Genomic DNA, 20,748 nt, shown 5'->3' with positions numbered 1-20,748 from the left:
TAACTCAGTAATATCATATACACAAGAAGAAACGGCTCCGTCTCCATAGTTAGAGGACAGTCCCGTTCCAGCTCAAAATATAAGCAGTTTGTTTTACCTATCGTTTCTGGATGATTTGAAAAAAGCTTCCCTAAGGAAGCTTTCCCAAACATGTTCCCTTATCTACCTATGTACAGTGAAATGACTAATACATATGGCAGCACATCTATTTACAGACATTAAGGTCTGTATATTACTTCATTCTGATATCGAGAATTTTATATTGAATAACTCCTGCAGGTGTAGAAACATCAACTACCGTACCTATTTTTTTTCCGATAATAGCTTTGCCTACCGGACTTTCGTTGGAAATCTTGTTATTCAGTGGATCAGATTCTGCTGTACCTACGATCGTATACTCCATAGTGTCCCCATATTCCAAATCCTCGACACTTACAGTAACACCAATACTTACTACGTCAGTAACGATCTCGTCGCTATTGATGATACGCGCGTTGCGAAGCATCTTCTCCAAAGTGAGAACGCGTCCTTCGATAAAAGCTTGCTCATTCTTCGCGTCTTCATACTCCGAGTTCTCACTGATATCTCCGTAGCCAATCGCTACCTTAATCCGTTCAGCAACCTCACGGCGTTTTACGGATTTGAGGGTCTCCAGCTCATCTTCCAGACGTTTTAGCCCGTCCGGCGTAAGGATGACTTCTTTATCGCTCATCTCAACCGATTCTCCTGTCGTATACAATTATTGAAAACACCATACTATATGCTAATCTAGAAGGATAAGAACCCTCCCTGCTGCATTGCTCTTACTGTAACGGCGATTTTATACTGTGAAATTATATTGGAACCGCTACAAAATGTCAATGACACCACATATAAAGTCAGATGTGTTCAAATATCAGCAGAAAAAAGGCGATTATACAGCAGAAGAAGACATTTCAATGCCCTTGCTCTCTTCTTCATGCTTTAATTGAACGACAAAATCATTCAATATCCTCACCATTCCATCGCGTTTTGTTTCTGTCATAAGGACATCCTTCACTCTAGCGGCAGCCTTCAAGCCTTTTAAATACCAAGCCATATGCTTACGCATCTCACGGACAGCTACAGCTTCTCCCTTAAGAGCTACCAGACGATCCATATGAAGAATAGCAACCTTAATCTTCTCATCCAAACCAGGTTCAGGCATAAGCTCGCCGGTGCTCAAATATTGAATGGTACGATACAACATCCAAGGATTACCGAGTGCTCCACGCCCGATCATTACACCATCGCAGCCAGTCTGATCCAACATAGCCCGAGCATCTTCAGGTGTATTAACATCCCCGTTGCCAATAACGGGAATGGAAACTGCTTCTTTTGCCATCTTGATGTAGTTCCAGTCCGCATGGCCTGTGTAAAGCTGCTCGCGGGTACGACCGTGTACGCTGACAGCCTTACCCCCGGCACGTTCAACCGCACGCGCATTATCTTCGACAAAAATATGCTCGCTATCCCAGCCAATCCGCATTTTCACGGTTACCGGTTTATCGACAACATCGACAACCGCAGAGACCATTTCATAGATTTTGTCGGGATTCAAAAGCCAGCGGGCTCCCGCATCACATTTAGTCACTTTTGGCACTGGGCATCCCATATTGATATCGATAATATCAGCATTGGTTTCTTTATCAACGACTTTAGCTGCTTGCACCAGTGATGCTCTATCCCCGCCAAAAATCTGCAAACTAAGCGGTTTCTCCCGTTCATCTACAAACAACATTTCGCGAGTACGTGTATTTCCGTGAATAATGGCCTTATCGCTTACCATTTCCGCACAGACCAGACCTGTACCAAATTCCTTAGCGATCAGACGAAAAGCCGGATTGCACACGCCAGCCATAGGTGCCAGAACAACCTGATTTTTCATCTCAATATCGCCAATCTTCAGCATTCGTATCACTTCCTGCCTTTTAATTCTTGGAAATTATGAGTTGGGATCCACAAGCTCTTCTGTTGTAACCCCTAGAACATTCGCAATTTTATCTAAAATTTGATCTTCTAATCGTCTGTTACCCCTCTCGACTGCACCAAGCACAGCCAAGGAAATTCCGGCAAGATCCGCAAGATCCTGTTGAGTATACCCTTTTAGCTTACGGAATGCCCTGACCCTCCGTCCCAAACGCTTGTTGTCCACAACCGAATTCCTTCCTTCCCGTCTATGTCTTGAAGCGCTGCTGTAATCAGCTTGCGAAGTCCGGAAGATTGTTCATTCTGTGGAACGATGTCACTGAGCGGAAACAATACAAAAGCACGCTCTAACATGCGTGGATGCGGTAACGTTAAATGTGGTGTATCGAGTACCTGACCCTCAACCCACAACAAATCCAAATCTACCGTTCTCGGTCCATAGCGGATATCCCGGATACGACCCAACTGCGTTTCAATCCCCAACATCACTTCCAGCAAGGACTCGGGCGCAAGTGTCGTTCGCAAAGCTGCTGCCATATTGAGAAACTGCGGCTGATCTAAATAACCTACTGGCTCTGTCTCGTAAACTTTGGAGCAGCGGACCACCGATATTTCATCATGAGCGTCCAGTCTGTTCAAAGCCTCTGACAGTGTGCCCTCGCGGTCACCCAAATTAGCCCCTAAAGCAATATAAGCCTCTGATTCTTCAGAGGTGGAATGTATATTCATGGACCTTGTTCTCACTTTCTAGTTCTGCGCAGCTCTACAGTCACTCCCTGAAAATGAATGTCGAAAGGCGGATGAGGTTTAGTTACCTTAACCGTTACTGCATTGATAACAGTATAAGTGTCCAGTACGGAGGATGCAATATATTCTGCCAAAGCTTCGATCAACTTAAAAGACTTTATTTCGACAATATTTTTGACTAATTCATGAACTTCAGCATAATTCACAGTTTGACTCAAATCATCATTCAAGCCCGCACCCTGCAAATCAAGCTCTAGCTCTAAATCAATGTAAAAACGTTGTCCCAGCTTACGCTCTTCCTCAAATACACCGTGGTATCCGTAATATTCCATGCGATGCATTGTCATTTTATCCATGATTAATCCGCCCTTTTTCGTAAAATATAGCTATTCACGCACCACTGGAGGTGCAGCATACAACATCGCATCACACATCTTAACCGTTCGTTTAATTAGAGATACATCATGTACACGGATGATCTGGCAACCCTGAGCAATGCCAAAAGCTACTGTAGCTGCGGTGCCTTCCACAACATCATCAGACGGCAAATCAAGTACCGTGCGGATGAATTTTTTGCGGGATGTCGCCAGTAACAACGGATAGCCTAACTCAGTCAACCCGTCTAAAAGCATCATTGCCTGCAGGTTTTCATTATATTCCTTAGCAAAGCCGATACCTGGATCCAATATGATATTGGCCGGCTTAACACCTGCGGCTAACGCAAGATCAATACTTTCCTTAAGGTCAGCCGACATATCCGCACTCAGATTCGTATAATTACGGTCCTGCCGGTTATGCATCAAAATAATAGGACAGTCAGCAGCAGCGGCCACTGCCGCCATTTCCGGATCAGCCTTACAACCCCATATATCATTAATGATATGAGCACCCGCACCTAAAGCTTGGCGGGCTACCTCAGCTTTATAGGTATCGATGGATAACGGAAGATAAGGTGCCGCCTTATGAATACTCTCGATCACAGGCAATACACGGGCTAACTCCTCTTCAAGTCCCACCGGTTGATGACCAGGACGAGTAGATTCACCGCCGATATCAATAATATCAGCACCCTCTGCAGCCATACGCAGCGCATGCTCAACGGCTTTGTCCGGATGATCCCAAAGTCCTCCATCTGAAAAAGAATCAGGGGTAACATTAAGGATGCCCATAATCAATGTTCGATTTCCTAACTCCAAGTCTGTATTTCCACAACGGTATGTCCGCTTAAAGAGGACTGGTCTCATTTCGCAATCGCCGTCCTATCTCTATATAATGAAATCAAGCCAGCAGTAATTGTTCCACACTGGCCAGTACCTATAGTAAATCTTGCATCTCCGTGCCACACCCCGGTAACAGGAACAATTTCTTGTACGGAATTGGTAAGAAACACTTCATCAGCAGCTTTCAACTGCTCCCAGTGATATGTTCCTTCTTCAACACTAAGGCCTGCACTAAGAGCCAGCTCCAGCACCATTTCCCGGGTAATTCCCGGAAGAATGCCTGTGGTGAGATCTGGGGTATAGAGCCTGTTGTTTTTAATAAAAAAGATGTTGCTGACAATGCCCTCCGCAATAAATTCTTCTGCCGTCAGCATTAGTCCTTCAGCACCATTTGCCGCAGAAGCATACCCTCTAAGCTCACGCTTAGCCAGAATGTTATTCATATAATGCAGCGACTTGAATCGCACTGTTCCCTCAGGAGTATTACGGCGCAAGGACAACAGCTGCAGCTCTTTGCCTTCACTGTAAAGCTTATCTGGTACTTTCGGCAGCGCTTTGATGTACAACAAATGATTGGGCTTTTGATAATCACCAGCAGGTAATCCGAGAATATCCTCACCGGCTGTTACGGTATAGCGTATATAAGCTTCTTTTAATTCATTTTTGTCCATGACGCGCTTAATCCAGTCAAGTAGATGTGCCGCTTCTGCCTCAAATGGAATGCCCAGTTCCTTGCACCCCTCTGCCATACGCTTCAAATGACGCTCCAGCAAAAAGGGAACTCCCCCATAGGTCCGAAAGGTTTCGAACAAGCCAATGCCGTACAAAAAGCCGTGATCCAAGGCAGAAACCACGGCTTCTCGGGCGTCAATGACACCATTGTTGAATCCTATATATTTCATGCCGTTTCTCCGGCTCTCCGTTTCAAGAAATTACGCAGCATCGTATGACCATGATCCGTAATAATAGATTCCGGGTGGAACTGCACACCTTCAATAGGATATTCTTTATGGCGCAATGCCATAATCTCCCCCTCTTCAGTCTCAGCCGTAATCTCCAAGCAATCTGGGAGACTCTCCCGCTCTACAATCAGTGAATGATATCGGGTAGCTGTAAATGGAGACTCCAGACCTTCAAAAACTGAGGTCCCGTTATGGTAAATAGGCGATGTCTTCCCATGCATCAAACGCTCAGCACGGATGACATTGCCACCAAATGCTTGTCCAATCGCTTGATGTCCAAGGCATACGCCGAAGATCGGAATGATCCCCTTGAAATGATGCAACAATTCCAGACTAATTCCCGCTTCATTTGGTGTACATGGGCCTGGTGAAATCAGAATATGGTCAGGTGCCAGTTTTTCAATCTCTTCGATGGTAATTTCATCATTGCGGTGCACTTTAACCTCTTCCCCAAGCTCACCTAAATACTGTACGAGGTTATACGTAAAGGAATCATAATTATCGATGACCAAGATCACAGTGCTACTCCCCCTTCGGCTCCGCTGGTAGCTGGCAATTCCTGCTGCAGTTCACTACAGAGTACTGCCTTCACTACCGCTTTGGCTTTATTATGGCATTCACGGTATTCACGGTAGGGATCAGAATCGATCACTATGCCGGCACCTGTCTGAATATATCCGACCCCGTCTTTTACAGCCAGCGTTCTTATAATAATATTTAATTCCATATTGCCGTTATAGTCAATAAAACCCATCGAACCTGTATAGGGTCCCCGTCGAACCGGCTCCAGTTCTTCGATAATCTCCATTGTCCTTACCTTGGGAGCCCCTGTGATGGTTCCCCCCGGGAATAAAGCTGCAATAACCGCATAAGCGTCTTTATCCGGCGCAATCTGGCCCTCTACCTGCGAAACGAGATGCATCACATGAGAGTAGCGCTCCACCGTCATCAGCTCCGGCACGCTGACGGAACCGTATGCAGCGACACGTCCGATGTCGTTGCGTTCCAGATCGACAAGCATGATATGCTCGGCGATCTCTTTTTCGCTCCCGCGAAGCTCCGCCTCCATGGCGGCATCCTCCGCGGGAGTGAGTCCCCGGCGCCGGGTGCCGGCGATGGGCCGGGCGCTCACTTTGTCACCGTGCAGCTTGACGAGCAGCTCCGGTGAAGCGCTAGACAGCGCGAAGCCGGGCGACCGCAAGAGCCCCATGTACGGGGACGGGTTGAGCTTGCGCAGCCACTCGTAAACATCCTCCGGCGAGGACTTCAGTTGCGCCTCCTGGCGCAGCGAGAGGTTCACTTGGAAGACATCGCCTTGGCGGATGTATTCCTGAACGTCCACCACTGCCTGCTGAAACTTCTCAGGCGAAAAAGCCGAGGCCATGCCCGGCCACTCTCCTGATGAAACTGTAAGGGCCTCAATGCTGCCCACAGCCTCATCATCCAATCCTGCAGCTGAAGATATCAGCTGCCACTGCTCTACCATTTGTCCAGCCTGTTCTATACTGCCAAGATAGAGATTTTGCAGATCCTCCAGCCCACAGTCTGCTGGAACTGGAACGTGGACAGCACAATACAGCACATGCTCTTCGTGATCATAAATCCATATCTCGTCAAACCTCATAAAAAGATAATCAGGAAAATCAGGATCATCTTGGGCAAAAGAAGGCAACCGTTCCAAAGAACGAACCACATCATAACCAAGGAATCCAATACATCCACCAGAGAAAGGAGGAACATCTTCATCCTTTAACTTAGGCGACGTAAAATCCGACATCCATTGCTGCAGTAGCTCCAGCGGTTGTCCATGCAGTGTTGTTGCCTCAGGTGTCCTCTCCTCGTTCACTGATGCTGATTCCAAAGATTCAGTAGGGAAGCTAAATACTTCCGCGTTATCCTCCTTGCCTTTCAATATCGAAACAGGATTTAAGCCCAAGTACGTATAACGGCCACCCTTACCACTTTCTAAAACTACAGAATACTGGGAAGCTAACTCCCAGGCTTTCTCCCAGGACGCGGGTAATTCGTTGGTGCACCGGGGGGATTTTATAATCAAGGGAAACATGCTCCAGTCTTCAGCAGCCCATTGTTCCCACTCGTTCCAGGTTGTTATGATTTCCAAAGCCATCCTCCTAAAAGTTTTATGAAGCCATTACTTCGTAGACATCACTTCGCAATAAAACTTGCTTCGTAAGCATTTGCTTAGTTTTGTCCAATCGTCAGTAGTATATTGCCTGTCAGTATACTGTACTTAAGGCATTATTGAAAAGCCCTCAGCGATAGGAAATTATTATGATTTTTTCGTTTTCTGCAAAAACCAGAGCTTTTTTCAACAATAATAAAATTACCACGTCTAGCCTGCCATATATGCAAAGTACCAAATGCCTTTTAAATCAACGAAAAGAGTCTCCATCACCACCAAAAAAGTGGTATGAAGACTCTTATAGATTTACGTTATTGCAAACAATTACGCTTCGAAATTGTAAAGTGGTGTGCTCAGGTAACGTTCGCCGTTACTTGGGATAATGACTACTACTTTTTTGCCAGGGCCTAAATCTTTAGCTACTTTAAGAGCGGCAAATACAGCAGCACCTGAAGAAATACCAGACAAGACGCCTTCTTCTTTAGCTACACGACGTGCAGTTTCGAAAGCTTCATCATTCTCAACGTGGATGATTTCATCATAGATATCTTGGTTCAAAATCTCAGGGATGAAGTTAGCTCCGATACCCTGGATTTTGTGAGGGCCTGGTTTGCCTCCAGCCAAGATTGGGGAAGCAGCAGGTTCTACAGCATAGATCTTAATATCAGGATATTGGCTTTTCAGCACTTCACCCGCACCAGTGATCGTTCCGCCTGTTCCGATACCCGCAATAAAAGCATCCAAAGGACCGCCGATGGATTCAATAGCGTCAATAATTTCAGGTCCAGTAGTCTCACGGTGAATCTTCACGTTCGCTTTATTCTTGAATTGCTCGGACGGGAAATAGCTTGGGTTCTCTTTCAGAATTTCGTCTGCTTTCTTAACCGCACCATTCATACCTTCCGATCCTGGGGTCAGCACCAATTCCGCTCCATATGCGCGAAGGAGATTACGGCGCTCCAAGCTCATTGTTTCCGGCATTACGATAACTGCTTTATAACCTTTAGCAGCAGCTACAAGTGCCAGGCCGATACCAGTGTTACCACTAGTAGCTTCTACAATCGTACCTCCCGGTTTCAGTAGACCTTCACGCTCAGCTTCTTCCACGATGCTGATTGCAATCCGGTCTTTTACGCTTGATCCCGGGTTCTGATATTCCAATTTCAAATAAATATCTGCGGAGCCTTCCTGTGCCAGACGATTCAAACGAACGAGCGGAGTACCTCCGATCAATTCTGTTACGTTGTTAACGACTTTAGCCATGAGCAAAAACCTCCTTAGAATGATAAATGCGATATAAGAACGTAAATTATGACTTTATGCTTCTGTGTATGGAGTTTAAATTGTTGACCACCGTCAGTTATTTCCGACTAAAACGGTAGGGTTTACGTTAATATCATATTATCAATCTTGCAGGCTGTTGTCAATATTTATTGATACCTCATATTTATTGCGTAAATCGCTTTCCACCTGCTGCAAGGGAGGGGCTTGCTCCAAAGCCAGCTCTTGACGTACAAGCGCCCGAATTTCTTTCTGATCCGGCATTTCTGGAGAGTGAATACTCTCCAAGCGGATAATGGCGAAGTCTTCCCCTGTCTCGATCGGACCGGCTATATCACCCACATCCAATCCAGCGGCAGTCTTTAACATTCCCTCTGGCCAAAAAGGGTCGTCTTCCTCTACTTTACCTAAGCTGCCTCCGTGCTGCCGACTCTCATCATCAATAGACACTTCCCTAGCCAAATCAGCGAAATCCTCACCCTGTTCCAAGCGATCCATTACCTGCTGGCCTTCCTCATAGGATGAGACCTTGATCATAGAAAGCTGCATTTCCTTTTTTGGAATGAAGCGCTCGGCATTTTGCTCTAAATAAGCATCTATATCGGCATCACTGATTGTAATGCCCACCGTGGCTATCGCTTGTAAGGACAGACGATAAGCTGTCTCTGCGAACACTTCCTGACGAGATAATCCGAGCTGAGATTGCATTTGAGCATAATATTGCGCTTCTGATTCGTACCCAACTATAGTGCGTGCCAGTTCCTGCTTAACCTCATCGTCTGTCACGGTAATTCCTAATGCCTTAGCTTCCATGTTCACGACAATATGGTTAAGCATACTGATTAACACTTCTTCTCCATGCTTTTTTTTGAGCTCATCCATCCACTGCTGATCCGTTATCGGTTGTCCGCCTGCAGTCGCTACATCCGGTGATTCATTGTCTGTTGTATCTCCTTTAAGAAGGGCCATGGCGCGCAAACTCCAGAATAATAGACCCCCGAGCATTAAAGTTGCAACAGCTAGAATAATAACCGTATTGCGAAGTGCACGTTCCTGTCTCGTCATCATCCCAATACCCTACGAATTCGCTTGTTCTAAAATGACCTGTAAATCGTCCTTATTGAAAACATAAGCCTCATTGCAAAAATGGCATACGACTTCAGCCTGTTCATCTTCTGCAATTAATCTCTCCAGTTCATCCCGTCCTAAGCTAACCAATGTCTGCTCTACCCGCTCACGCGAACACTGACAAGCAAAGTTAATATCCAGTTCATCCATAACCACTGCATCCGGCAACAGGTAGCGCAGCATTTCTTCTGGCTCCAGCCCCTGATCGAGAAGCGCTGTTACAGAAGGCATCGCCCCTACAGCTTTTTCAATCTCTGTGATCTCCGCATCAGTCAGACCAGGAAGAAGCTGAACAATAAATCCTCCAGCCACAATTACTGACTCATCGGTATCTACCAGTACACCTAGGCCGACCGCAGCTGGAGTTTGCTCAGAAACCGCAAAATAATAGGTGAAATCATCGCCAAGCTCCCCGGAGATAATAGGAATACTACCTCTGTACGGCTCTTTCATACCTAAATCTTTTATAACATCAATGAACCCTTCAGTTCCCACCGCTCCAGCTACATCCAGCTTCCCCATGCTATTGCTCGGTAAATGAATGTGAGGATTATGCACATAACCACGCACTTCTCCCAATGCATTGGATTCTGCAACGATTTGTCCGATCGGTCCATTCCCTTTAACCATAATACTCAGCTTCTCACTACCCTTGAGCATAGCGCCCATCATGGCTGCAGCGGTAACTGTACGTCCCATTGCGGCTGTAGCCGTTGGATACGTATCGTGTCTGCGTCTCAGTTCTTCAACCAATTCAGTTGTGCGGACAGCAAACGCTCTCACTTTACCATTAAGAGCCGTGCCGCGGATTAGTCGATCCTTCTTTTTTTCCATTGGGTGCATAGCCCTCCTATCTCTTCGCCTTTTAGGCTTCTTTATCTTTATTGGTTACGATCGTAAATAATTCTTAATCCTTCTAGCGTTAACATAGGATTTACTTCATCGATACAGTCCGTTTCACCCGCAATTAGGGAGGCGAGGCCTCCGGTCGAAATAACCTTCAGTTCGGGAGCGTTCATCTCGACTTTAATTCGTTTAACAATGCCCTCAACCTGACCCGCATAGCCAAAAATAATCCCGGCCTGCATCGCATGCACCGTATTACGCCCGATGACCTTTTTAGGCTTTTCCAATTCAATTCGCGGCAGCTTAGATGCCCGCTGGTATAATGCCTCCGTTGAAATGCCTAGACCGGGGACAATCGCGCCACCAAGATAATTAGCACCTGCATCAATGCAATCAAAAGTCGTAGCCGTACCAAAATCAACAACGACAAGTGGACATTTGTATTGTTCAATCGCAGCAACTGCATTAACAATCCGGTCTGCGCCAATTTCACGCGGATTCTCATAACGTAAGTTAAGCCCCGTCTTAATCCCTGGTCCAACAATCAATGGGTCTTTCCCTATATATTTAATACACATATCCTCAATAGTCTTAACTAGTGGCGGAACAACCGAAGATATAATTACACCTTCAACGTCTTTGACAGATATACCTGACATGTGAAAAAGATTGTGTATCATTACTCCATATTCATCCACGGTCGATTGACGCGCAGTACTTAGCCGAAAATGATGCAGCAATTCGCGTTTTCTATATACACCGAGAACAATATTGGTATTACCGATATCGACAGCAAGCATCATGACAAAGGCCCTTCCTTCTTGGCATTAAGGTCTAGACTGATATCCAGACTGGAGAAGGAGTACGTAAGGCGCCCGACAGAAATCACATCCACACCCGTTTCAGCAATCCCGCGTAAGGTTTCTAACGATACATTGCCAGAAGCCTCTGTCTTAACATGCGGAGCTTTCGATTTAATCCTAGCCACGGCTTGCTTCATCATATTGTTAGACATGTTATCGAGCATTATAATATCAGCACCTGCTGCCAGCGCCTCTTCGACTTGCTCTAAATTCTCGGTCTCCACTTCGATGCTCATCGTATGCGGGATGTTCTTCCGGGCACGACCTACAGCCTGCCGAATACCACCTGCGCCTTTGATATGATTATCCTTGATCATAACTGCATCATATAACCCAAAACGGTGATTAAAGCCTCCACCAATACGAACAGCATATTTCTCCAGCATCCGGTGACCTGGTGTTGTCTTACGTGTGTCCACTAGACGAGTTGGTAATCCCTCCAACACCTGCACGAAAGAAGCTGTACGTGATGCCACACCCGAAAGACGCTGCATCAAGTTAAGCGCAAGCCGCTCACCTGTTAGAATCGCATGTGTGCTGCCCTCAACCTCAATAATTACTGTCCCTTTAGTTACAGCTTGGCCTTCTTCGACAAGGGCTGTAAAACTAAGTGCCGGATCCACAATTTCAAAGACCAGCTCTGCAATTGGAATGCCACAAATTATACCGTCTTCCTTGGCATGAATAATCCCTTTGGACTCATGGCCCACTGGAATCGTCATCTGCGTGGTTACATCTCCGGAACCAACATCTTCCCGCAACCAAGCCTTGATGGATTGTACTAGCTCTTCATTGTAACCATTAAACATCATCGCTTAATTCCTCCACTATTCCCAGTTCGCGAATTTGAAGCAGGTGCTTACGCCACTGATCATCATCCCGCTGCGGATAATCCTCACGGTAATGCGCCCCACGGCTCTCTTCCCGTGCCAGAGCAGACTCTGTCACAAGCAAACAGCAGGTCAGCATATTAGCAAATTCATATTCCTCACGTTTGGACAATGCTGATCCAAAGATTGGCAGCTGTCGTTTTAATTCATCTAGTCCTTTAAGTAACATCTCTTCGTTACGACGTAGTCCGGCATATCGAACCATTACCTTCTGTAGCTTCAAACGACGTTCCACAATAGCTTGAGTTGGCGAATCTACACGTCCCTCGTTACTGTTAACCGATAAAACATCACGGTCCAGCGGGGAAAGCTCATGAATCCGATCAATAATACGCTGTCCGAATACAATGGCCTCAGATAATGAATTACTAGCTAAACGGTTAGCGCCATGCAGGCCTGTGGAGGAAACCTCTCCGCAAGCAAACAGACGTGGGATGGTGCTCTCTCCATTCAGATCGGTCTTAATCCCCCCCATCATATAATGCGCAGCGGGAGCCACTGGAATCCAATCACTTGTAATATCCAGTCCATAGCCCATACATGTCTCATATATTGTGGGAAACCGATGCTTCACCATCTCTGGAGATTCATGTGTAATATCCAAATAAACGAACGTTGATTTAGTATGTTCCATTTCACTTACAATAGCTCGTGCTACAATATCCCGCGGAGCCAGCTCAAGCAGGTCATGATAACGTTCCATGAACCGTTCTCCATTAATATTGCGCAAGACTGCTCCTTCCCCACGCACAGCTTCGGAGATTAAAAATCTAGGAGCTCCCGGGTAACTAAGTGCTGTAGGATGAAATTGAATAAATTCCATATCTCGTATATGAGCCCCAGCGCGATAGGCGATTGCTACTCCATCTCCTGTAGCTACTTCTGGGTTGGTAGTGTATCGATATAATTGTCCTGCTCCACCAGAGCACAGAATGGTCGCATCCCCTTGCAGGAACAACCTTCCACCACCGGGCCGTTGCAATAATGCGCCTACACATTCTCCACCTTCAGTGATGAGATCGATAACATAATGATCATCCCAGACCTCAATATTCTCATGTTCGGCTACCTGTTCCGCCAATGCACGAACAATCTCATAACCTGTAGCATCCCCATTAGCATGTAAAATACGGCGGTGGCTGTGCGCACCTTCCTGAGTCAAAGCCAGTACCCCATCTTCCTTATCAAACAGAGTTCCTAAGCGAATTAACTCATGAACGCCTTCCGGCCCTTCATTAACAAGTGCATCGACAGCTGTTGAGGAGCAAAGACCTGCTCCGGCCATTAAGGTATCCTGCCGGTGGTAAGCAGGGGAATCATCCTCAGCTATAACAGCTGCGATCCCCCCCTGTGCATAGCGAGTATTACTTTCCATTACTGATTTCTTTGTGATCATTATGACACGCCGATCTTCACTGGCTTTAATAGCTGTGAATAACCCGGCAATCCCTGAACCAATAACAATACAATCTGTCTTTACCGTAGGAATATCCCGAAGATCAAAATCAACCAAATATTGTGGAATCATGACCGCTTTTCACCTGTTTCAACGAAAGAGTAGCGCATGCTACCGGACTTGTAGCATGCGCTCTAGGGATGTTCTGGCTTTGTCGGCGACAGCAGGCGGTACATAGATTTGTGGCTTCATCGTCTCCAGGCATTTCACCAGTTTTTTTAGATTATTAACTTTCATATTAGGACAAACAAGAAATTTGGTAGCAAAATGGAATTCTTTATCTGGACTATCCTTACGAAGCTGATATCCGGTACCATCTTCCGTTCCAACGATAAATTGCTTACGATCCGATTTCCGGCAATACTCCAGAATTGATGTAGTGCTGCCTACATAGTCACCCATGGCGACTACTTCAGGACGACACTCTGGATGAACTACAAATTCCGCATCTGGATATTTTGCTCTCATTTCTACTACATCTTTGACGGTCAACATGTCGTGAGTGTTGCAATAGCCTTCCCAAATAATCAGCTTCTTGCCCGTCTGATCTTGTACATATTGACCAAGATTCTTATCTGGGACCCAAATAATCTCTTCGGCGTCAAGGGATTCGATTACTTTCACAGCATTAGCAGAGGTACAACAAATATCGGTTTCTGCTTTAATCTCGGCGGACGAGTTGATATAAGTGACTACTTTAGCATTTGGATGTTGAGCTTTTAGCTTACGCAAACCGTCTACATTGACCATATCTGCCATTGGACAGCCTGCACGTTCATCAGGAATAAGGACGGTTTTGTTCGGGGCTAGAATTTTTGCACTTTCCCCCATGAAATGAACACCGCAGAATACAATAACTTCTGCATCTGTCTCTGCAGCCTTCTGAGCGAGTAAAAAAGAGTCGCCCCGGAAATCGGCAACCTCCTGAATTTCATCACGTTGATAATAATGAGCTAAAATGATTGCGTTTCGTTCCTTTTTAAGCTGTTCAAGACGTATACGAAGTTCTCGATTCTGTTCCTGCTTGCGCTCAAGCGCCAGAGCTTCCACCGATTGTTCTCCCCCTTAAATCCTCGCGGCTTTTCGCCGACATGATGTTATCAAATGGCATGCGCCATCATGGTGAAAAAATGAACATGCTGATATAAATAGTAAGTAATATTAATCACTAATGTACACAACGTTCCAGCCCCTGTCAATGTAACTGGACAGGCTTTAAGGCATAGAATCCCTTAAAAATTAAAATAAAAAATCCGGAGAACAGTTACGTTCTCCGGATAAATTTACATCATATGAATGGTGGACCCAATTAGGTAAGGCTAGTGCCCCCACCTTTATTGTCATCGTCAGAACCGTCATTACCCTCAGAATCAGGGTTATTCGGGATATCCTTCGACAGGTCAGGAAGTGTGGACTGTTCATCCTCAGGCTTGCCTTGAATGCGAACTCGCACATCACCGATATTGTCGATGACAGGCTCGCCAACTTCATGGGCAACACCTTCGCCACCCTCTGGTTTACCATCCTCGGAAAGGAATCCTTGTTCAATCAGTTGTGTGATCTGATCAAGCTCAAGTGTTTCTTTCTCAAGTAATGTATTGGCAATCAAGTGCATTTCTTTGGAGTGTTTGATCAACAGATCTTTACAACGTTCGTAACTCGAAGTAATAAAGTTCTGCATTTCCTGATCAATCTCATAAGCAATGGAGTCACTGTAATTCTGTTCATGCCCAATATCACGACCCAAGAATACTTGACCTTGAGAAGATCCGAACTGCATAGGTCCAAGCTTATCGCTCATACCGTACTCCATAATCATGGCACGCACGATGCGCGTAGCCTGTTGGAAGTCACTGTATGCACCCGTACCGATCTCACCAATAAACAATTCTTCAGCAACACGTCCACCAAGTAATCCAGTAACCTTATCCAAAAGCTCCTGCTTGGTAACGATCATCCGATCTTCCTTCGGAAGCATAATAACATATCCGCCTGCACGTCCGCGTGGGATAATAGTAACTTTATGCACCATATCGGCGTGCTCAAGGAAGTAACCTGCAATAGTATGGCCTGCTTCATGATAAGCTACAATACGTTTCTCGCGGTCACTGATCACACGGCTGCGTTTCTCAGTACCTACGATAACACGGTCAATAGCTTCATCCACTTCAATCATGGAAATATCTTTACGGTTACGACGTGCAGCTAGCAAAGCTGCCTCATTCAGCAGATTCTCCAGATCAGCACCTGTGAATCCGGTTGTGCGTTTAGCAACAACATCCAGTCTTACATCTTTCGTAAGCGGTTTGTTACGAGCGTGAACCTTAAGTACAGCTTCACGGCCTTTCACATCAGGACGGTCAACCGTAATTTGACGGTCAAAACGTCCTGGACGAAGCAATGCCGGATCAAGTATATCAGCGCGGTTAGTCGCCGCTACAATAATAATGCCTTCGTTACCACCGAATCCATCCATCTCAACCAGCAATTGGTTAAGCGTCTGTTCACGCTCGTCATGTCCGCCACCAAGACCGGCGCCACGCTGACGACCCACAGCATCAATTTCATCAATGAAGATAATACATGGAGCATTCTTCTTAGCATTCTCGAACAAATCACGTACCCGAGAAGCACCGACACCCACGAACATTTCCACAAAGTCAGAACCGGAAATACTAAAGAAAGGAACGCCAGCTTCACCTGCTACCGCACGGGCAAGCAATGTTTTACCTGTTCCCGGAGGACCTACAAGCAATACGCCCTTAGGAATACGTGCGCCGACAGCTGCAAATTTGCGTGGATCTTTTAGGAACTCAACGACTTCGACAAGCTCTTGCTTCTCTTCGTCCGCCCCTGCAACATCCTCAAAGCTGATTTTCTTCTTCTCCTCATTATATAACCGAGCCTTGCTCTTGCCGAAATTCATGACTTTACCGCCGCCACCTTGCGCCTGGTTAAACAGGAAGAAGAACAAGATGAACATAATTACCAGTGGGATAATTGAAGAAAGGAATGTCAGCCAAATGCTGGTACCTTCCATTTTCTTCTGAGTTAATTCAATCCCATTAACATCACTGGCTTGAATCAGTTCATTGATAGCGGCATCTGTAGGAGGAATATATGTGGAGAAGCTTTTCGATTTAGTATCGGCAGGCAGCTCTCTATACTCGCCTGTGACCAGAAAGGCATTACCCTCAAACTGAACCGTCAAATCCTTCACATTGTTGTTCTTGATCTCCTGCCGTAACTCGTCGTATCTAGGGAAATCGGCGGCTTCATTTCCATTGCTCACAAACTGGACAATACCCACCACGACTAAAAATAAAATCAAATAAAAACCAGAATTCCGGATGAACCGATTCATCCCCTACCTCCTCTCACAACACTCAAGTTATTGTACCATAGCCTCTTGGGACACCTCAAATAAAGGAAGTTGTGGGTATCCGATCCGTATGATCGAGGCAGTCCTTAGTTCAATTGGAATAAATCTCAGGTTTCAGTACTCCAACATATGGGAGGTTCCGATACCGCTCGGCATAATCCAATCCGTAACCTACTACAAATTCGTCAGGTAACACGAAGCCTGTGTAGCTGGCTTCAAGATTAACAGTGCGGCCTGATGGTTTATCAAACAAGGTAACCACAGAGATAGTAGCAGCATTCCGGTTGCGGAGCAACTCAATTAAATAGCTGAGTGTAAGACCACTGTCAATAATATCTTCAACGATCAAGATATCGCGGCCTTCTACCGATACATCCAAATCCTTAATAATTTTGACTACTCCAGAGGACTTGGTGGATGCTCCATAGCTGGACACTGCCATGAAATCCATCTCAACAGGTACTGTAATGGCTTTAACCAAATCTGCCATAAATATAAACGCACCTTTTAGTACACAAATTACTAAAGGGGTACGACCTGCGTATTCTTCGCTCAGTGTTCGACCGAGTTCCTTAATTTTCTGCTGAAGTTCCTCTTCGGTGATCAATACTTCTTGAATATCGTTTTGCAACTTGCGAAACCTCCTAAGTTATACTATGAAAGACTTACTTCGACCATTACGTGACTTCGTGGTCATCCAGCTCTGCCAGAGACAATAGAAGTACGGAGGTCGTGTGCCGCCCTACTGCGGCATGCATCGAGCGTCTTACGCCCGGAATCCAGACAATATTGCCCAAACCATCACAAACGAGGGGAATCAATGACCGTTCGGAAGCAGGTATTTTATCATCAATATAAATATCTTTTACCTTTTTGCTTCCGTTTAATCCCATGATCCTTATGGTATCTCCAGGCAATCGGGATCGTATCGTCAGTGGAAAGACCAGTTCATCACGGTCAAACCAAGCCGACATCTTCCCATAATCCTCCCCCTGTACAAAAAAGTTTTCTCTCTCCAGTACCGCCATCGACATCACCTTACCTATTTCCTCCAATTTAAGCTCAGAGTCCGGTAAAAACAGACGATATGTATAGCTTGCCTGTGGCGTCGTGGGCTTGGACGAGAACAAGATACTATCATATTGCCGCACACAAGTCAGGCCTCCACCCAAATCCAAGCTCCAGGTGGTGGGATAGCTCTGCAGCGTTCCCCGACGTACAGCTTCAATCTTGGGGAAATCAAGGGCAGATAAATCCGCCGACAGATAATTTAATATTAGTTTAATCAAACGCCGTTGTAAAGCGGAGGGTATGGCAGCAAATGAAGCTCTGTTAAAGGTGTATTTCCCATCCCCTTCCGAAACTAGCTCTTCAAAGCATTTTGCCGCAGACGTCTCCATATACTCATCTTCAGCTCCCGCAATTTCCGCAAGCTGTACGAGGGATTGCCTCACTCTGCCATTATACTTTTCCAGAAAAGGAAGAACTTCCAAACGAATGGCATTCCGCTTATATTTCGTCAGCAGATTGGTGGCATCCTCAGCATAAGTGAAACCTTCATTTTGGCATAACCCTAAAAGTGCTGTTTTGTTAATACGTAGGAATGGGCGAATGAGTTCCACCTTTTTTTCTGTTCTTTTCCACTTGATACCCGACAGTCCAGATAAGCCACTTCCGCGTAATAGACGCATAATTACAGTTTCTGCCTGATCATCAGCATGATGAGCCAGAGCAACAGAACGCGCCCCATATCGGTGAGCCGTATCAATCAGAAATTCGTACCGCTTCTCACGTGCAGTACCCTCAGGACCAAGTCCACTCTCTTTAGCCAAGGAGGGAATATCGAATTCCGCAAACTCAAAGGGCAGTCCCAGTTCTTCAGCCATACCACGTACGAGCTCTGCCTCTTCCTTTGACTCCGGCCTAAATCCATGATTCACATGAGCACATATTAAGGTAAGCGGTATAAATTTTAAAGATATTTCATGTAAAACATGCAAAAGAGCCACAGAATCCGGGCCGCCGGAAACTGCGACTACAATGGTGTCATGGGGCGCCCACAGCTCATGCTCGGCTGCTGACTCCAATACAGACTCCACCAGTCCATTCATTTGCTCCATATGCGCCCCCCTCTCTCTCCAACTATATGTATGAGTTCAAAAACGGAATACCCAATAAATCGTAAAGGCGAGCAAAAACAAAGACAATGCGAATGCATTTTTTAACCACCGGGGGGTGTCCATACTATCCGGGCGCTTTCTGCGCGAGTTATAAATATGGTTTCGCCAGACCTCAGTAGCATCCGCAGAGCCTGAGAACCCCCCTTTTAACGCCATACAAATCCAGGAGGATAGTTTCTTATTGGGTAAATTTCTAGCCAGCTTAAATAATTCGTCCACACTTCTCGTCTGCGGCAGCTGTAAGGCTGCCTTTTTGAGCCCTTCTTCATTGAGCAAACGAAGACACAGCACAGCAAATGCGAAAAGATCGTAACCCTCATCGCTGATTCGACTGCCCGCATTCCAGAAACCACGATCATGCCATTCGGTAAACTGCTTCACGCTACGACCAATAGGGCTTGTGCCCCCAAAGTCGATCAGTTCCACTTCACCGTATTTAGATACCATGACGTTCTCGGGCTTCAAATCACCGAACACAAATCCACATTCATGAAGTGTGCGCAGCTTTTCAAGCAGACCAAGACCTACCAGGCCTAACCAATCGGGACCGTTTTTCGATAAAAAATGATGCAGCGGTTTGCCTTCAACATACCTCATCACATAGAAGGGGATATTATCCCCATTCGCAAAATCATCCGCTTCCAAAAAATAAGAAGACAATGGATTCTCACGACGAGCCCGATGTTCATTCCGCTTTCGTCGCGATTGCAGCGAGGTCAGTACATTGATCTCCGATTGAAGTTCAAGTGTATCGTATCCGATTTTTAGCGCGTACCTTTCCCGTCTGCCTTCTCTTTGCACAAGATATACGGTTCCGTTCGCGCCCCTTCCCAGCATCCGCTCAACGACATAACGGTTACCCCGCCATTTGCCGTTAATTAAGGTACCAGTAGGATAGGACGGATTAGACGACATACCCACCAATCATCCCTTCTCTTTCGTCGTGGTCATCGCTTAGTCGGCGTCCACGATGTTCATCCAGTGTATCATAACGATAATGTTCAAGCACCTTGAAAATAGCTGGGCCAGTCGGTGTTGCGCCTCTCATGTGTAATTTAGAGAATAGCGTACGAATACCTGACATGTCATGCGTCCAATCCAGGTCAAGCTTGGCATCTTCACTGCTGTTATTTCCGGGAAAATGAAACACAGCGATCTCACTCTTGCCTTCCCGTGCTTCTAAACTGAGTGCCAAATCGCGGATTGCATCTTCCACAGCACCCAGTTTAGGCTTCATACTGGCACTAGCATCGATAAGAAGTGCAATGCGCAGCGGCGTTGTTTCTGTCAGTTCATCTACAACTGTAACAACCTGTGAACGTTGAACAGGAGGCAGCTGATCCAGTGAGCCGTCGCCTAGTATCTTTTTTACCTCTTTATTAACCGCCTGCTGGATCGTCTGAACCACGGTCTTGCGTGTCATCATCTGAATCGTCTGCGCCAGTTGTGGTGTTCCGACTATTCGGCTAAGGCCTCCCCCGGCCTTGGCAATGTCGGCAATCTCCCGGCTGCCGATTTCACCGATCGTACCATAATCAACTACACCGACCACATTTACGGTGATTCCCTCCTGCAGGGCATGCGCCGCTGCCAACACCGGACTTTCTCCTACATTCGAACAACCGTCAGTAATGAGCATAATTTGCTTCATAACCCTCAACTCCCCCTTTGTTTGAACCTCTGTTTCTAGCATATCCAGAAAT

General features: G+C 46.0%; 21 protein-coding genes. All 21 read right to left on the bottom strand.

The features are described 5' to 3' along the window. Positions 1-232: 232 nt before the first annotated feature. Complete coding sequence (gene greA, locus MKY54_RS00420; RefSeq protein ID WP_036678719.1) at positions 233-712, bottom strand: transcription elongation factor GreA; 480 nt, start codon at positions 710-712, stop codon at positions 233-235. Between the two features lie 201 nt (positions 713-913). Beyond that, the gene (dusB, locus tag MKY54_RS00415; RefSeq protein WP_076130084.1) at positions 914-1,930 is read right to left on the bottom strand and encodes a tRNA dihydrouridine synthase DusB; all 1,017 of its coding nucleotides are present in this window, start codon (positions 1,928-1,930) and stop codon (positions 914-916) included. Between the two features lie 33 nt (positions 1,931-1,963). After that, complete coding sequence (locus MKY54_RS00410) at positions 1,964-2,173, bottom strand: helix-turn-helix transcriptional regulator (protein ID WP_076099929.1); 210 nt, start codon at positions 2,171-2,173, stop codon at positions 1,964-1,966. Continuing rightward, the gene (gene folK, locus MKY54_RS00405; protein WP_036678725.1) at positions 2,125-2,676 is read right to left on the bottom strand and encodes a 2-amino-4-hydroxy-6-hydroxymethyldihydropteridine diphosphokinase; all 552 of its coding nucleotides are present in this window, start codon (positions 2,674-2,676) and stop codon (positions 2,125-2,127) included. The genes MKY54_RS00410 and folK overlap by 49 nt, the downstream gene beginning before the upstream one ends. Before the next feature lie 11 nt (positions 2,677-2,687). Continuing rightward, positions 2,688-3,050 (bottom strand): dihydroneopterin aldolase, encoded by a 363-nt coding sequence (folB, locus tag MKY54_RS00400; RefSeq protein ID WP_036678726.1) that lies wholly within the window; start codon positions 3,048-3,050, stop codon positions 2,688-2,690. A 30-nt stretch (positions 3,051-3,080) separates the two neighbouring features. Further along, the gene (gene folP / locus MKY54_RS00395) at positions 3,081-3,938 is read right to left on the bottom strand and encodes a dihydropteroate synthase (protein WP_339189069.1); all 858 of its coding nucleotides are present in this window, start codon (positions 3,936-3,938) and stop codon (positions 3,081-3,083) included. Next, the gene (locus MKY54_RS00390) at positions 3,935-4,816 is read right to left on the bottom strand and encodes an aminotransferase class IV (protein WP_076280237.1); all 882 of its coding nucleotides are present in this window, start codon (positions 4,814-4,816) and stop codon (positions 3,935-3,937) included. Before MKY54_RS00390 ends, folP begins: the two co-directional genes overlap by 4 nt. Continuing rightward, on the bottom strand, positions 4,813-5,394 hold the full coding sequence (gene pabA, locus MKY54_RS00385; RefSeq protein WP_036678733.1) for an aminodeoxychorismate/anthranilate synthase component II: 582 nt from the start codon (positions 5,392-5,394) through the stop codon (positions 4,813-4,815). The genes MKY54_RS00390 and pabA overlap by 4 nt, the downstream gene beginning before the upstream one ends. Further along, entirely contained in the window at positions 5,391-6,941 is a 1,551-nt protein-coding gene (locus tag MKY54_RS00380; RefSeq protein WP_339191094.1) for an anthranilate synthase component I family protein, read from the bottom strand. The genes pabA and MKY54_RS00380 overlap by 4 nt, the downstream gene beginning before the upstream one ends. A 402-nt stretch (positions 6,942-7,343) precedes the next feature. Continuing rightward, positions 7,344-8,282 (bottom strand): cysteine synthase A, encoded by a 939-nt coding sequence (cysK, locus tag MKY54_RS00375; RefSeq protein ID WP_036678737.1) that lies wholly within the window; start codon positions 8,280-8,282, stop codon positions 7,344-7,346. A 141-nt stretch (positions 8,283-8,423) separates the two neighbouring features. Then, positions 8,424-9,368 carry a peptidylprolyl isomerase gene (locus MKY54_RS00370; RefSeq protein WP_081390648.1) on the bottom strand — a complete coding sequence of 315 codons (945 nt, stop codon included), beginning with the start codon at positions 9,366-9,368 and terminating at the stop codon, positions 8,424-8,426. Positions 9,369-9,377: 9 nt separating this feature from the next. Next, positions 9,378-10,262: an Hsp33 family molecular chaperone HslO gene (gene hslO / locus MKY54_RS00365; RefSeq protein WP_036678742.1), complete on the bottom strand. Its 885-nt coding sequence runs from the start codon at positions 10,260-10,262 to the stop codon at positions 9,378-9,380. A 47-nt stretch (positions 10,263-10,309) separates the two neighbouring features. Then, positions 10,310-11,077, bottom strand: a complete 768-nt coding sequence (locus MKY54_RS00360) for a type III pantothenate kinase (RefSeq protein WP_036678745.1) — start codon at positions 11,075-11,077, stop codon at positions 10,310-10,312. Next, positions 11,074-11,949, bottom strand: a complete 876-nt coding sequence (nadC, locus tag MKY54_RS00355; RefSeq protein ID WP_076186819.1) for a carboxylating nicotinate-nucleotide diphosphorylase — start codon at positions 11,947-11,949, stop codon at positions 11,074-11,076. Before nadC ends, MKY54_RS00360 begins: the two co-directional genes overlap by 4 nt. Continuing rightward, positions 11,939-13,555: an L-aspartate oxidase gene (gene nadB / locus MKY54_RS00350; protein WP_076130078.1), complete on the bottom strand. Its 1,617-nt coding sequence runs from the start codon at positions 13,553-13,555 to the stop codon at positions 11,939-11,941. The genes nadC and nadB overlap by 11 nt, the downstream gene beginning before the upstream one ends. A 39-nt stretch (positions 13,556-13,594) precedes the next feature. After that, on the bottom strand, positions 13,595-14,533 hold the full coding sequence (nadA, locus tag MKY54_RS00345) for a quinolinate synthase NadA (RefSeq protein ID WP_036678753.1): 939 nt from the start codon (positions 14,531-14,533) through the stop codon (positions 13,595-13,597). Positions 14,534-14,792: 259 nt separating this feature from the next. After that, a complete protein-coding gene (gene ftsH / locus MKY54_RS00340) occupies positions 14,793-16,847 on the bottom strand; it encodes an ATP-dependent zinc metalloprotease FtsH (RefSeq protein ID WP_038568034.1) in 2,055 nt (684 codons plus the stop codon). A gap of 109 nt (positions 16,848-16,956) precedes the next feature. Then, positions 16,957-17,496: a hypoxanthine phosphoribosyltransferase gene (gene hpt / locus MKY54_RS00335; RefSeq protein ID WP_036678757.1), complete on the bottom strand. Its 540-nt coding sequence runs from the start codon at positions 17,494-17,496 to the stop codon at positions 16,957-16,959. A gap of 46 nt (positions 17,497-17,542) precedes the next feature. After that, positions 17,543-18,985 (bottom strand): tRNA lysidine(34) synthetase TilS, encoded by a 1,443-nt coding sequence (gene tilS, locus MKY54_RS00330; protein ID WP_076303348.1) that lies wholly within the window; start codon positions 18,983-18,985, stop codon positions 17,543-17,545. Between the two features lie 36 nt (positions 18,986-19,021). After that, a complete protein-coding gene (locus MKY54_RS00325) occupies positions 19,022-19,966 on the bottom strand; it encodes a serine/threonine protein kinase (RefSeq protein ID WP_094902328.1) in 945 nt (314 codons plus the stop codon). Further along, positions 19,950-20,696, bottom strand: coding sequence for a VWA domain-containing protein (locus MKY54_RS00320; protein WP_038568031.1), 747 nt, complete (start codon positions 20,694-20,696; stop codon positions 19,950-19,952). Before MKY54_RS00320 ends, MKY54_RS00325 begins: the two co-directional genes overlap by 17 nt. Positions 20,697-20,748: the final 52 nt, after the last annotated feature.

The sequence above is a fragment of the Paenibacillus sp. FSL P2-0121 genome (genome assembly GCF_037975345.1).
Taxonomy (GTDB): domain Bacteria; phylum Bacillota; class Bacilli; order Paenibacillales; family Paenibacillaceae; genus Paenibacillus_AQ; species Paenibacillus_AQ odorifer.
Note: the sequence above shows the minus strand (reverse complement) of the source record. Positions and strands in the feature narration are given on the sequence as shown.

Bases quoted from the DNA above. Each gene is read 5' to 3' on its own strand.
- greA (WP_036678719.1), bottom strand. From the start codon at position 712: ATGAGCGATAAAGAAGTCATCCTTACGCCGGACGGGCTAAAACGTCTG.
- dusB (WP_076130084.1), bottom strand. From the start codon at position 1,930: ATGCTGAAGATTGGCGATATTGAGATGAAAAATCAGGTTGTTCTGGCA.
- folK (WP_036678725.1), bottom strand. From the start codon at position 2,676: ATGAATATACATTCCACCTCTGAAGAATCAGAGGCTTATATTGCTTTA.
- folB (WP_036678726.1), bottom strand. From the start codon at position 3,050: ATGGATAAAATGACAATGCATCGCATGGAATATTACGGATACCACGGT.
- folP (WP_339189069.1), bottom strand. From the start codon at position 3,938: ATGAGACCAGTCCTCTTTAAGCGGACATACCGTTGTGGAAATACAGAC.
- MKY54_RS00390 (WP_076280237.1), bottom strand. From the start codon at position 4,816: ATGAAATATATAGGATTCAACAATGGTGTCATTGACGCCCGAGAAGCC.
- MKY54_RS00380 (WP_339191094.1), bottom strand. From the start codon at position 6,941: ATGTTTCCCTTGATTATAAAATCCCCCCGGTGCACCAACGAATTACCC.
- cysK (WP_036678737.1), bottom strand. From the start codon at position 8,282: ATGGCTAAAGTCGTTAACAACGTAACAGAATTGATCGGAGGTACTCCG.
- MKY54_RS00370 (WP_081390648.1), bottom strand. From the start codon at position 9,368: ATGATGACGAGACAGGAACGTGCACTTCGCAATACGGTTATTATTCTA.
- hslO (WP_036678742.1), bottom strand. From the start codon at position 10,262: ATGGAAAAAAAGAAGGATCGACTAATCCGCGGCACGGCTCTTAATGGT.
- MKY54_RS00360 (WP_036678745.1), bottom strand. From the start codon at position 11,077: ATGATGCTTGCTGTCGATATCGGTAATACCAATATTGTTCTCGGTGTA.
- nadC (WP_076186819.1), bottom strand. From the start codon at position 11,949: ATGATGTTTAATGGTTACAATGAAGAGCTAGTACAATCCATCAAGGCT.
- nadB (WP_076130078.1), bottom strand. From the start codon at position 13,555: ATGATTCCACAATATTTGGTTGATTTTGATCTTCGGGATATTCCTACG.
- ftsH (WP_038568034.1), bottom strand. From the start codon at position 16,847: ATGAATCGGTTCATCCGGAATTCTGGTTTTTATTTGATTTTATTTTTA.
- tilS (WP_076303348.1), bottom strand. From the start codon at position 18,985: ATGGAGCAAATGAATGGACTGGTGGAGTCTGTATTGGAGTCAGCAGCC.
- MKY54_RS00320 (WP_038568031.1), bottom strand. From the start codon at position 20,696: ATGAAGCAAATTATGCTCATTACTGACGGTTGTTCGAATGTAGGAGAA.